Here is a 13037-nt window from a genome sequence, read left to right as displayed (position 1 = left end):
TGCGGTCTAAAGCGTTTTTATACGTTAAAGCGGAAGTGCATAACATCACCATCTTGCACGATGTAGTCTTTACCTTCTAAGCGCCATTTACCTGCTTCTTTTGCTCCGTTTTCACCTTTGAATTGGATGAAGTCATCGTAAGCAATCACTTCAGCACGGATGAAGCCTTTCTCAAAGTCTGTGTGGATTACAGCCGCTGCTTTAGGGGCGGTTGCACCCACAGAAACTGTCCATGCGCGCACTTCTTTCACACCCGCAGTGAAGTAGGTTTGAAGATTTAATAAGGCATAACCCGCACGAATTACACGGTTTAAGCCTGGTTCTTCAATACCAAGATCTTGTAAGAATTCGATTTTTTCATCATCATCAAGTTCAGCAATTTCTGCTTCAATCGCCGCACATACAGGCACCACAACAGAGCCTTCTTTTTCTGCAAACTCACGTACTTTGTCTAAATATGGGTTATTTTCAAAACCGTCTTCATTCACGTTCGCAATGTACATGGTTGGTTTTAATGTGAGGAAGTTGTAGCTTTTAATTGCTAATAACTCATCTTTATCCAATTCAACAGAACGAATCATACCTGCTTCAGAAAGTACAGGAAGGATTTTTTCCATCACAGACAGCTCAAATTTTGCGTCTTTATCGCCACCTTTAGCTCGTTTTTGTAAACGTTGAATAGCACGTTCGCAGCTATCTAAGTCAGCAAGGGCTAATTCGGTATTGATGGTTTCGATATCGCTTAATGGATCGATCTTACCCGCAACGTGCACGATGTCATCATTTTCAAAACAACGAACAACATGACCAATTGCATCAGTTTCACGGATGTTAGCTAGGAATTTATTACCTAAGCCTTCACCTTTACTTGCACCCGCAACCAAACCAGCGATATCCACAAACTCCATGGTGGTGGGTAATACGCGTTCAGGTTTAACAATTTCCGCTAACGCATCTAAACGCGGATCCGGCATTGGTACCACGCCAGTATTTGGTTCGATTGTACAAAACGGATAGTTTGCCGCTTCGATACCGGCTTTGGTTAATGCATTAAAAAGGGTAGATTTACCGACGTTTGGCAAACCAACGATACCACATTTAAATCCCATGATGTTTTCCTTATTGTAAGCGTAAGTGCGGTTAAAATTTATGGTGTTTTTTCACCGCACTTCTGAGTTAAATTTTAAAACTGTTTAAGCGATTGGTGGCTTTCACCATGCCTTCTTTGAAAAGCAATTCAATGCAATCGGTGGCTTCATCTAACGCTTTATCGAGCGCTTCTCTTTCTGCAGGCGCGGGTTTGTTAAGCACAAAACCTGAAACTAAATCACGGTGTCCAGGATGGCCAATGCCAATGCGTAAACGATAGAAATTGTTGCTGTTACCAAGCTGTGCCACGATATCTTTTAAACCATTATGTCCGCCATGTCCGCCACCTTGTTTTAATTTTACGGTGCCAGGCGGTAAATCTAATTCATCGTGTAGCACTAAAATTTCTTCTGGTTTGATGCGATAAAAATTAGCAAGTGCGCCTACGGCTTTTCCACTTAAATTCATAAACGTCGTTGGCACTAAAAAACGCACTTCTTTGCCGTTAATCAGTGTTTTTCCCACGTAACCAAAGAATTTATTTTCTGCATTAAGTGAAACATTAAAACGACGAGCTAAACGCTCAATCAGCCATTCCCCTGCATTGTGGCGGGTTTCCGCATATTTATCGCCAGGGTTTCCCAGCCCCACGATGAGTTTAATTTCAGACATAGTTTTCTACTTGAATAAAAATAGTGGCGTATTGTAGCGAAAAAGGGCTAATTTCTCAATCTATAAGGCTAAGACTAAAACACCGGAGAGAATTAATAGACTTCCTATGACTAATTTCATACTTAAGGGTTCGCCTAACAATACCACGCCTAAAATAATGGCTATCACCACACTGAGTTTATCAATGGGCGCAACCCAAGAGGCGGGCGCCATTTGTAACGCGCGATAATAACAAAGCCAAGATAGGCCCGTAGCAACACCAGAAAGAATTAAAAAGGTAAACGGTTTTGCAGCAATATGTTGTGGCAGTTGCCATTCGTTACGTGCGCTAATGATACCTGCTGTAACGAGTAACACCACAATTGTACGGATAAAGGTCGCGAGATTGCTGTTAATGCCTTCAACCCCTAATTTGCCTAAAATAGCGGTAAGTCCAGCGAAAAAGGCTGAACCAATGGCAAAAAATACCCAATTCATGATGTGCTCCTATTTTATCGTTAATATTGACCGCACTTTTCCGCTATAATAACGGAAAACTCATCAAGACAGAATAAGACATGAACCAAATTAATATTGAAATCGCTTATGCCTTGCCGGATCGCTATTATTTGAAGTCCTTCAAAGTGGATGAAGGCACAATGATTCAAACGGCTATTTTACAATCGGGCATTTTACAACAATTTACCGAGATCGATTTGCGTGAAAATAAAGTGGGGATTTATTCCCGTCCAGCAAAACTAAACGATCAATTAAAAGACGGCGATCGTATTGAAATTTACCGCCCATTATTAGCCGATCCTAAAGAAATTCGTCGTAAACGTGCAGCAGAGCAAGCCAAAGCCGCACAAGAAAAAGCTCAACAAGAAAAACAGGAAAAGGAGTAAAAAAATGACCGCACTTTCCAACCAATATTGTCTGCCTGATGGCATTACCCCTGAAATTTTCCTGCGTGATTATTGGCAGAAAAAACCATTAATTATTCGTAATGGCTTGCCTGAAATTGTTGGTCAATTTGAGCCGGACGATATCATCGAATTAGCACAAGGCGAAGATGTGACCGCGCGTTTAGTGAAAACCTTTTCAGATGATAATTGGAAAGTGTTTTTCAGTCCGTTATCCGAAGAAGATTTTGCGGATGTACCGGAGAAATGGTCGGTGCTCGTCCAAAATTTAGAACAATGGAGCACTGAACTCGGTCAGCTTTGGAATAAGTTTGGCTTTATCCCGCAATGGCAACGCGATGATATTATGGTGTCTTATGCACCTAAAGGCGGTTCCGTTGGTAAGCATTATGACGAATATGATGTATTCTTGGTGCAAGGTTATGGTCATCGCCGTTGGCAGTTAGGTAAATGGTGTGATTCTTCTACAGAATTTAAACCGAATCAGCCGATTCGTATTTTTGATGATATGGGCGAATTGGTCATTGATGAAGTGATGAATCCAGGTGATATTCTTTATATTCCTGCTCGCATGTCGCATTATGGTGTAGCTGAAGATGATTGTTTGACCTTTTCTTTTGGTTTGCGTTATCCGAATTTAGCGGATATTTTCGATAACGTGAATAAAGCGTTTTGTCATCAAGATCCTGAATTGAATTTAAGCGAATTCCAATTACCGTTACGTTTAACGCAAGCAGAGCAGCGTACGGGCAAATTGGCGGATGAAAATATTCAGACAATGAAAAAACAATTCTTAGCGAAATTGGCAGAGTCTGATGCCTTTGATACCTTGTTCAAACAAGCAGTAGCCAGTACAGTGAGCTCACGTCGCTATGAAATGTTAGTATCCGATGAAATGTCCGATCCTGACGAAGTGCGGTCAATTTTAGAAGAGGAACAAGGTGTATTAATGCAGGACAATAACTGCAAATTGCTTTACACCGAAAATCCGCTCCGCATTTATGCTAATGGCGAATGGTTGGATGAAGTGAATGTCATTGAAGCGGAAGTGTTGAAACGCCTTTCCGATGGTGAAGCGCTAGATTGGGCATTTTTAAACAACTTAGTGAATGATACAGAAGATCCTGAAAGTACAATGGAATTATTGCTTGATTCGATTTGTAACTGGCTGGATGACGGTTGGGTGTTGATTGAATAATGTCTGAAAACATTTACTCCGTTTCCCAGCTGAACAGCGCAGCCCGCCAAATGTTGGAAGGGAATTTTTCACAGATTTGGCTTACAGGAGAGATTTCTAATTTCACTCAACCTGTGTCTGGGCATTGGTATTTAACGCTAAAAGATGAAAATGCCCAAGTTCGCTGTGCGATGTTCCGCATGAAAAATTTGCGGGTGGGATTTCGTCCGCAAAACGGCATGCAAGTCTTAGTGCGAGCGAATGTCAGTTTATATGAGCCTCGCGGTGATTATCAGCTGGTTATTGAATCCATGCACCCTGCTGGTGAGGGATTGTTGCAACAGCAATTTGAAGCGCTCAAAATGAAATTGGCGGCTGAAGGGGTGTTTGCACAAAACCTGAAGAAAAGCTTGCCAGACTTTGCTAAAGCGGTGGGTATTGTGACCTCTTCAACTGGCGCAGCGTTGCAAGATATTCTGCATATTTTGGCTCGCCGAGATCCCAGTTTAAAAGTGGTGATTTATCCAACGGCAGTGCAAGGCAAAGAAGCAACGGCTGAAATCGTCCAAATGATTGAGCTCGCTAATGCACGTCAAGAAGTGGATGTATTGATTATCGGCCGTGGTGGTGGTTCTTTAGAAGATCTTTGGTGCTTTAATGAAGAAGAAGTCGCACGTGCGATTTTCCGTTCTAATTTACCAATTATCAGTGCGGTAGGTCACGAAACCGATGTCACCATCGCCGATTTTGTGGCTGATTTACGTGCACCAACCCCCTCTGCTGCTGCGGAGTTAGTGAGTCGCAATCAGCAGGAATTACTTCAACAGTTAGCTTATAAGCAACAGCGTTTGGAGATGGCATTAGATCGTATTTTTAGTCAGCAACAACAACGTTTGCAACAGTTACGTTTACGCCTGCAAAACCAACATCCGCAAAATCAATTATTGATGCAAAAAGCCAAAACTGCGCAATTACATCATCGTCTCTTGTTAGCGATGCAGCGTCAAATGGATAAAACGCAGCAAAAATTGACCGCACTTTCAGCGCGCTTAAAACAAAATCCGTTGCCTTATCGATTGCAAAAACAATCGCAGTATTTAGCTCAGTTACAAGTGCGGTTAAATTTAGGGGCGAATCGTCAAGTCACGGAACGTCAAAATAAATTAGCGACATTATGTGGCAAGTTAGATGGATTAAGTCCATTAAAAGTATTGGCTCGAGGATATTCCATCGCAGAAGATGCCAAAGGACATGCTATTGTGAGTGTGAAACAAGTCAAAACAGGCGACACCATTAAAACGAAGGTGGCAGATGGAGAAATAACCAGCCGCGTTTGTTAATTCAAATAGATTCTTAATGTAAACCTATGATGAATAAGAAATCATCATAGGTTTTCTTTTTTTGTGACCGGCTTCAAAGTTTCGACAAAAAAATAGAGGGTTCAGTTTTTTTTATTTTTTTATGGGAGTATTATGCGACCTCGATACTAGGAGAGTAATGATGTCAGAAATTCAACAGTTTAGTCAGCATGATATTGAAGTTCTTAATGAAGAAACTGTTTATAAAGGTTTTTTTACACTTAAGAAAGTACAGTTCAAACACAAGCTTTTTGCCGGTGGCGAAAGTGGTGTTGTGACACGGGAGTTGTTGGTCAAAGGTGCTGCTTCTGCCGTGATTGCTTACGATCCGAAAGAAGATGCGGTGGTTTTAGTGGAACAAGTACGTATTGGTGCATATCAACCTGCTTCTGCTCGTTCTCCTTGGTTATTAGAATTGATCGCCGGCATGGTCGAAGAGGGTGAACAACCTGAAGAAGTGGCTTTGCGTGAAAGTGAAGAGGAAGCTGGTGTATCTGTTCAAGATCTCACACATTGTTTAAGCGTGTGGGATAGCCCGGGCGGTGTCGTAGAACGTATTCATTTGTTTGTCGGTCGAGTAGATAGCTCACAAGCTAAGGGACTTCATGGTTTAGCTGAAGAGAATGAAGACATCCGTGTTCATGTGGTGAAACGTGAGCAAGCCTATCAATGGATGTGCGAAGGTAAAATTGATAATGGCATTGCAGTAATGGGCTTACAATGGCTTCAATTAAATTACGCCCAATTGCGGTAGCGCTGGCAATAGGAGTCCCATGAGCAATACATTTGAATGCGAATCCGCGAGTGAGATCGTCAAATTATTACAAATCACCGATCCTCATTTGTTTAAGGATACAAGCAAAGACTTATTAGGTATCAACACGCACGGGAGCTTTTCTCAGGTGTTAAAAGAAATTCAGGCGGAGTCTTTTGATTATGATGTCGTGCTTGCGACGGGTGATTTAGTACAAGATAGTAGTGACGAAGGTTATCTACGATTTGTTGAAATGGTTAAACCGTTAAATAAGTCAGTATTTTGGCTTCCGGGTAACCATGATTTTCAACCCAAAATGGTCGAGCATTTAAGCCAACCGCCGATTAACGCGTCAAAACATTTACTTCTTGGAAAACATTGGCAAGTGATTTTGTTAGATAGCCAAGTTTCTGGTGTGCCTCATGGTGAATTAAGTGCTTATCAGCTAGATTGGTTAAAAATGAAATTAGCGGAAAATCCAGCGCGTCATAGCTTAGTCGTCTTACATCACCATTTATTGCCAACAAATTCAGCATGGCTTGATCAGCATAACTTACGTAATGCGCATGAATTCTCAGAGGTTCTGTCTCAATTCAACAATGTAAAAGGGATTTTATACGGTCATATTCATCAAGAAGTCGATGGCTATTGGCAAGGTTATCAAACCATGGCAACACCAGCGACTTGTATTCAATTTAAGCCGGACAGCAACTATTTTGCTTTAGATACCTTACAACCAGGTTGGCGTGAAATTGAGCTATATCCAGATGGGCGAATTGAAACGAGAGTGAAGAGAATCAAACACAAAACGTTCCTGCCAAATATGGAGGAAGAAGGATACTAAACAAAGTGCGGTTAAAATTCAGGTGATTTTAACCGCACTTTTTCTATACCGAAAGGGGTAAAAGTCCATTTTACACTAGCCAGCATTCCCACAAATCTGTACAATAGCCGACCGATTTTATCTTTTTACTAATCTTTATTTTTTAAGCAATATGACGCAAAAATTACATATTAAAACATGGGGCTGTCAGATGAATGAATACGATTCATCAAAAATGGCCGATCTTCTCTTAAATACACATGGTTTGGAATTAACTGATATTCCAGAAGAAGCAGATGTGTTACTTCTAAATACCTGTTCTATCCGTGAAAAAGCACAAGAAAAAGTGTTCCATCAGTTAGGTCGTTGGAAAGAATTAAAAAAACAAAATCCAAACTTAGTGATTGGTGTGGGCGGTTGTGTAGCATCACAAGAAGGCGAGCATATTCGTCATCGTGCGCCTTATGTAGATATCGTATTTGGTCCGCAAACTTTACATCGTTTGCCAGAAATGATTAACCAAATCCGTGGCGGTAAAAGTTCGGTGGTGGATGTAAGTTTCCCTGAAATTGAGAAATTTGACCGCTTACCAGAGCCTCGCGCAGAAGGTCCAACTGCGTTTGTGTCTATTATGGAAGGTTGTAATAAATATTGTACTTACTGCGTGGTGCCTTATACCCGTGGTGAAGAAGTGAGCCGTCCTGTTGATGATGTATTATTTGAAATTGCGCAGTTAGCCGAGCAAGGTGTTCGTGAAATCAATTTATTAGGCCAAAACGTAAACGCATATCGTGGCCCGACATTTGATGGCGGTATCTGTACATTTGCGGAATTATTGCGTTTAGTAGCATCTATTGACGGTATCGACCGTTTACGTTTTACTACCAGCCACCCAATCGAATTTACTGATGATATTATTGATGTGTATCGTGACACACCTGAATTAGTAGACTTCGTACATTTGCCGGTACAAGCTGGTTCAGACCGTATTTTAACCATGATGAAACGTGGTCATACCGCGTTAGAATATAAATCGATCATTCGTAAATTACGTGCAGTGCGTCCAAATATCCAAATCAGCTCAGATTTCATTGTTGGCTTCCCAGGTGAAACCAATGAAGAGTTTGAACAAACAATGAATCTAATTGCGCAAGTGAATTTTGATATGAGCTTTAGCTTTATCTATTCCGCGCGTCCAGGTACACCTGCAGCAGACATGCCAGATGATGTAACCGAGGAAGAGAAAAAACAACGTCTCTATCTTTTACAAGAGCGTATCAACCAACAAGCGGCACAATATAGTCGCCGTATGCTTGGTACAGAGCAACGCGTGTTGGTGGAAGGGCCGTCTAAGAAAGATATTATGGAATTAACAGGACGTACGGAAAACAATCGTATTGTGAATTTCCAAGGCTCACCAGATATGATCGGTAAGTTTGTCGATATCAAAATTACAGATGTTTATACTAACTCTCTACGTGGCGATGTAGTACGAACTGAAGATCAAATGGGATTACGTATTGCACAATCTCCACAAGAAGTGATGAACCGTACTCGTAAAGAAGATGAATTAGGCGTAGGACGTTATCACGGCTAATCGTTTAAAATAACTATAGATAAGTAACCGTACGTAAGTGCGGTTATTTTTTTATGTGTTTTTTAGAAAAGAGAGTAGGAAAGTCGTTACCCTAAATTTTAGGCATAAAAAAACACCCGTTAAGGTGCTGATTTAAAGTGGTGGGTCGTGAAGGATTCGAACCTTCGACCAACGGATTAAAAGTCCGCTGCTCTACCGACTGAGCTAACGACCCACTGGTATAATTTTGAAATGGTGCCCGAAGCCAGACTTGAACTGGCACGCCTCGAAAGGCGAGGGATTTTAAATCCCTTGTGTCTACCGATTCCACCACTCGGGCAAATTGGAGCGGGAAACGAGGCTCGAACTCGCGACCCCGACCTTGGCAAGGTCGTGCTCTACCAACTGAGCTATTCCCGCGTTTGCTTGTTGTCAAACAACGGGGCGTATTTTACGGATTTATCGTATTGTGTCAAATAAAATTCGTAAAAAAAGTTTTTAATTGGTTAAAAATAATTCAAAAATAAAAGGCGCGATTAAAATAACCGCACCTTTCATTTAAAATTTAGCCAATTCTATAATTCAATGTTATCTAACAAGCTGCCTTTTGCTGCTTTCAAGTATTGGAGCATCGACCATACTGTTAAGATTGCTGCCAAGTAGAGAAGTATGATTGCCAATGTTTCCATATAGACATTATATCGCCAGAGTAACCCACCTAAAGCAAGCATTTGAGAGGTCGTCTTCACTTTTCCCATCCATGAAACGGCTACTTTATTACGTTCACCCAATTCAGCCATCCATTCACGTAAAGCAGAGATTATGATTTCGCGTGAAATCATAATAATAGCAGGGATAGTAATCCAAAAAGAATGTTGATATTCCACGATTAACACAAGGGCAGTAATAACCATCACTTTATCAGCTACAGGATCAAGGAAAGCGCCGAAGCGAGTTGTTTGTTTTAATTTTCGAGCAAGATAGCCATCAAACCAGTCGGTGAGACCCGCGATAAAGAAAATAAGCGTTGTAATAAAAGGTGCTGAAGGAATTGGCAAATAAAATGCCACGACGAAGAATGGAATTAAAATCACTCGGAGAATCGTCAGGAAAATGGGAATATTATATTTCATAAAAATAACCGCACTTTGGTTAAAGATAGGTTCATTTTAAAGGATCTACAAAAATAAAAAAAGCCACTTAATGTGGCTTTTTCTTAAAAATTAAAGTTTGTCAGCGTTTTGTTTCAAGTATTTAGCAACACCTTCAGGGCTGTCTTTCATACCTTCTTTGCCTTTTTCCCATTGAGCAGGGCAAACTTCACCGTGTTCTTCGTGGAATTGTAATGCATCTACCATACGTAACATTTCATCGATGTTACGACCTAATGGTAAGTCATTAACCACTTGGTGACGAACAACGCCGTTTTTGTCAATTAAGAATGAACCACGTAACGCAACACCTTCTTCAGGGTGTTCGATACCGTATGCTTTAGCGATTTCGTGTTTAACGTCTGCAGCTAATGCATATTTAACTGCACCGATACCGCCGTTTTCAGTTGGGGTATTACGCCATGCGTTGTGAGTGAATTCTGAGTCGATAGATACACCAACAACTTCAACACCACGTTTTTTGAACTCTTCGTAACGGTGGTCGAATGCGATTAACTCAGATGGGCAAACGAAAGTAAAGTCTAATGGATAGAAGAATAATACTGCCGCTTTACCATTGATGTGTTTCTTGAAATTGAAGTTATTAACGATTTCTCCGTTGCCTAAAACTGCAGCGCAAGTAAAATCTGGAGCTTGACGAGTTACTAATACCATAGTCATAATTCCTATATGAAAGTTAATAAAAATTTTGCGGATGCAAAAAGTCGCCGATTATTTTAAGAAAATTAACCGCACTTTAACAGCTGTTTTTATCTATTGAATTAATTAATATTGTCTAAGTTACAGGTGAAATATATGTCAGAACATCATACCTTATCGACCAAACTGGTTCATGCTGGGCGTAAAAAACGTTTTAGTCAAGGCTCAGTTAACCCCGTGGTTCAACGTGCATCTTCTTTAGTATTTGAGACTATTGCAGATAAAAAACATTGTACAAAAAATCGTTACAAAGGAGAGCTTTTCTACGGACGCCGTGGCACGTTAACGCATTTTGCACTTCAAGATTTAATGTGTGAAATGGAAGGGGGCGCAGGCTGTTATCTTTATCCTTGTGGGGCTGCAGCGGTAACAAATGCTATTTTATCCTTTGTGGAAACAGGCGATCATGTCTTAATGACAGGGGCAGCCTATGAACCGACACAAGATTTTTGTAATGTAATTTTGAAAAAAATGCATATTGATACGACCTATTATGATCCCATGATAGGCGCAGATGTTGCCAAACTCGTGCAGCCAAATACGAAAGTTTTATTTTTAGAGTCGCCAAGCTCTTTAACGATGGAAGTACCTGATATTCCTGCGATTGTTAAAGCGGTTCGAGAAGTAAGCCCTGAAATCGTCGTTATGATCGATAATACATGGGCAGGGGGCGTACTATTCAAAGCGCTAGAACACGGTATTGATATTTCTATTCAAGCTGGGACCAAATATTTAGTGGGGCATTCTGATATTATGATTGGTACTGCTGTGGCTAATGCGCGTACTTGGGATAAATTGCGCGAACATTCCTATTTAATGGGGCAAATGGTTGATGCTGATTCTGCCTATACGACGGCTCGTGGCATTCGCACCTTAGGTGTGAGATTAAAACAACATTATGAAAGTAGTTTAAAAGTGGCCAAATGGTTAAGTGAGCAACCACAAGTTAAAGCAGTGTATCATCCTGCGTTGCCAAGCTGTCCTGGCCATGAAAACTTTAAACGTGATTTTACCGGCGCAAGCGGTTTATTCTCTTTTGAATTACATAAACGTTTAAACGATGAGGAGCTTTCCGCCTTTATGGATCATTTTGATCTTTTCACAATGGCTTATTCTTGGGGCGGGTTTGAATCACTCATTTTATGTAATCAACCAGAAGAGATTGCAAAAATTCGCCCAGGTATTGAGCGTAAATTAACAGGTTCATTAATTCGTGTGCACATTGGATTTGAAGACACGGATGAATTAATTGCCGATCTTCAAGCAGGCTTTGACCGAATCAAATAAGAAAGAGGGCTGTTTATGTAAACAGCCCTTATTTACTCAATCTTTGAGTTGATTTATCATAGTCAGCATTTTTAGCAACTTTAGCAACTAGAGAAGAACAATGAAACATATTCATATTTTAGGCATCTGCGGTACCTTTATGGGCGGCGTTGCGATGATTGCCAAACAAATGGGTTATAAAGTAACGGGTTCTGATACCAATGTTTACCCACCGATGAGCACCTTTTTACAAGAGCAGGGCATTGAAATTATTCCTAATTATGATGTAGCTCAACTTCAGCCTGCACCCGATATGGTGATTGTCGGAAATGCTATGAAGCGTGGTAATCCTTGCGTGGAATATGTTTTAGACAATGCCTTGCCTTACACATCAGGCCCACAATGGTTACACGACCATTTATTGCGTAATCGTTGGGTGCTAGCTGTTTCAGGTACACATGGTAAAACCACAACAACGGGTATGTTGACTTGGATTTTAGAACAAAATGGGTTAAAACCCGGTTTCCTAATCGGGGGAATTGCGGGCAACTTTGGTACTTCTGCTCGTTTAGGAGAAAGTGAGTTCTTCGTGATTGAAGCGGATGAATATGATACGGCGTTCTTTGATAAACGTTCTAAATTTGTACATTACAACCCAAAAACTTTGATTATTAATAATATCAGTTTCGATCATGCTGACATCTTCGATGATCTTCACGCGATCCAGCGTCAATTCCATCATATGATCCGTACCATTCCTTCAAAAGGTCGAGTGCTTTCTTTTGCTGATGAACAGAGTGCAAAAGAAACCCTCAATATGGGGTGTTGGTCAGAACAGCAATTTATCGGTAAAGATAAAGAATGGTTTGCGGAACGTATTACCAATGATTGCTCTGAATTTGCCGTATTCCATCACGGTCAAAAAGTCGCAGAAGTGAAATGGAATATTGTTGGGCAGCACAATATGCACAATGCTTTAATGGCGGTTGCGGCGGCTTACCATGCAGGTGTGAAAATTGAAGATGCATGTCATGCATTAGGTAGCTTTATCAATGCAAAACGCCGTTTAGAAGTGAAGGGCGAAGTAAACGGTATTACAGTTTATGATGACTTCGCTCACCATCCGGAAGCCATTCTTGCGACACTTACTGCGTTGCGTGACAAAGTAGGCGGTGGTGTACGTATTCTTGCCGTATTAGAGCCTCGTTCAAACACCATGAAAATGGGCGTGCATAAGGATGAAATTGCGCCAGCACTAGGACGTGCCGATGCCGTATTTATGCTACAACCAGATAATATTCCATGGGATGTGGCTGAAATTGCGGGACAATGTGTTCAACCGGCATACTACACAGGAAACGTTGATAAATTGGTGGATATGATTGTGGCTGAAGCGAAACCAACGGATCACATTCTTGTGATGTCAAACGGTAGCTTTGGTGGCATTCATCAAAAGATTTTAGATCGATTAAAATAATCTCAATGTAAAGTGTGGTCAAAAATGAGAGTGTTTTTGACCGCACTTTTTATCATTAAAAATAAGGAAATA

The 13037-nt window shown here is 40.9% G+C and carries 13 protein-coding genes and 3 tRNA genes; 8 read left to right on the top strand and 8 right to left on the bottom strand.

Annotated elements, in window-relative coordinates:
• Nucleotides 1-17 precede the first annotated feature (17 nt).
• The 3 genes from ychF to QP437_RS03560 all read right to left on the bottom strand — a co-directional run bounded on the left by ychF (nt 18) and on the right by QP437_RS03560 (nt 2238).
• The gene (gene ychF, locus QP437_RS03570) at nt 18-1109 is read right to left on the bottom strand and encodes a redox-regulated ATPase YchF (protein WP_049355809.1); all 1092 of its coding nucleotides are present in this window, start codon (nt 1107-1109) and stop codon (nt 18-20) included.
• A gap of 67 nt (nt 1110-1176) precedes the next feature.
• Nucleotides 1177-1761, bottom strand: a complete 585-nt coding sequence (pth, locus tag QP437_RS03565) for an aminoacyl-tRNA hydrolase (RefSeq protein ID WP_014065080.1) — start codon at nt 1759-1761, stop codon at nt 1177-1179.
• Between the two features lie 60 nt (nt 1762-1821).
• Nucleotides 1822-2238, bottom strand: coding sequence for an EamA family transporter (locus QP437_RS03560; RefSeq protein ID WP_065244332.1), 417 nt, complete (start codon nt 2236-2238; stop codon nt 1822-1824).
• An 80-nt stretch (nt 2239-2318) separates the two neighbouring features.
• Between QP437_RS03560 and QP437_RS03555 the strand changes: the two genes are divergently transcribed.
• From QP437_RS03555 to miaB, 6 genes are all read left to right on the top strand, one after another.
• Nucleotides 2319-2645, top strand: a complete 327-nt coding sequence (locus tag QP437_RS03555; protein WP_049364381.1) for an RnfH family protein — start codon at nt 2319-2321, stop codon at nt 2643-2645.
• Between the two features lie 4 nt (nt 2646-2649).
• Entirely contained in the window at nt 2650-3861 is a 1212-nt protein-coding gene (locus tag QP437_RS03550; RefSeq protein ID WP_285266980.1) for a cupin domain-containing protein, read from the top strand.
• The gene (gene xseA, locus QP437_RS03545) at nt 3861-5180 is read left to right on the top strand and encodes an exodeoxyribonuclease VII large subunit (protein WP_285266979.1); all 1320 of its coding nucleotides are present in this window, start codon (nt 3861-3863) and stop codon (nt 5178-5180) included. Before QP437_RS03550 ends, xseA begins: the two co-directional genes overlap by 1 nt.
• Nucleotides 5181-5340: 160 nt before the next feature.
• A complete protein-coding gene (gene nudF, locus QP437_RS03540; RefSeq protein ID WP_285267066.1) occupies nt 5341-5952 on the top strand; it encodes an ADP-ribose diphosphatase in 612 nt (203 codons plus the stop codon).
• A 19-nt stretch (nt 5953-5971) separates the two neighbouring features.
• On the top strand, nt 5972-6796 hold the full coding sequence (gene cpdA / locus QP437_RS03535) for a 3',5'-cyclic-AMP phosphodiesterase (RefSeq protein ID WP_285266978.1): 825 nt from the start codon (nt 5972-5974) through the stop codon (nt 6794-6796).
• 151 nt (nt 6797-6947) lie between these two features.
• A complete protein-coding gene (gene miaB / locus QP437_RS03530) occupies nt 6948-8372 on the top strand; it encodes a tRNA (N6-isopentenyl adenosine(37)-C2)-methylthiotransferase MiaB (protein WP_177989689.1) in 1425 nt (474 codons plus the stop codon).
• 138 nt (nt 8373-8510) lie between these two features.
• Here miaB and QP437_RS03525 read toward each other — a convergent pair.
• The 5 genes from QP437_RS03525 to QP437_RS03505 all read right to left on the bottom strand — a co-directional run bounded on the left by QP437_RS03525 (nt 8511) and on the right by QP437_RS03505 (nt 10177).
• Nucleotides 8511-8586, bottom strand: a tRNA-Lys gene (locus tag QP437_RS03525).
• 18 nt (nt 8587-8604) lie between these two features.
• Nucleotides 8605-8691 (bottom strand) — tRNA-Leu (locus QP437_RS03520).
• 4 nt (nt 8692-8695) lie between these two features.
• Nucleotides 8696-8771 (bottom strand) — tRNA-Gly (locus tag QP437_RS03515).
• 155 nt (nt 8772-8926) lie between these two features.
• Complete coding sequence (pgsA, locus tag QP437_RS03510) at nt 8927-9484, bottom strand: CDP-diacylglycerol--glycerol-3-phosphate 3-phosphatidyltransferase (protein ID WP_285266977.1); 558 nt, start codon at nt 9482-9484, stop codon at nt 8927-8929.
• A 90-nt stretch (nt 9485-9574) separates the two neighbouring features.
• Complete coding sequence (locus QP437_RS03505; protein ID WP_014065088.1) at nt 9575-10177, bottom strand: peroxiredoxin C; 603 nt, start codon at nt 10175-10177, stop codon at nt 9575-9577.
• A gap of 141 nt (nt 10178-10318) precedes the next feature.
• Between QP437_RS03505 and metC the strand changes: the two genes are divergently transcribed.
• Entirely contained in the window at nt 10319-11509 is a 1191-nt protein-coding gene (metC, locus tag QP437_RS03500; RefSeq protein WP_285266976.1) for a cystathionine beta-lyase, read from the top strand.
• A gap of 100 nt (nt 11510-11609) precedes the next feature.
• Nucleotides 11610-12965 (top strand): UDP-N-acetylmuramate:L-alanyl-gamma-D-glutamyl-meso-diaminopimelate ligase, encoded by a 1356-nt coding sequence (mpl, locus tag QP437_RS03495; RefSeq protein WP_285266975.1) that lies wholly within the window; start codon nt 11610-11612, stop codon nt 12963-12965.
• The last annotated feature ends 72 nt before the right edge of the window (nt 12966-13037 follow it).

The sequence above is a fragment of the Haemophilus sp. UMB1048 genome (assembly GCF_030218125.1).
In the GTDB taxonomy this organism is placed as follows: Bacteria; Pseudomonadota; Gammaproteobacteria; order Enterobacterales; family Pasteurellaceae; genus Haemophilus_D.
The sequence above is the reverse complement of the archived record's forward strand: the minus strand, read 5'-3'. Positions and strand labels throughout refer to the sequence as shown.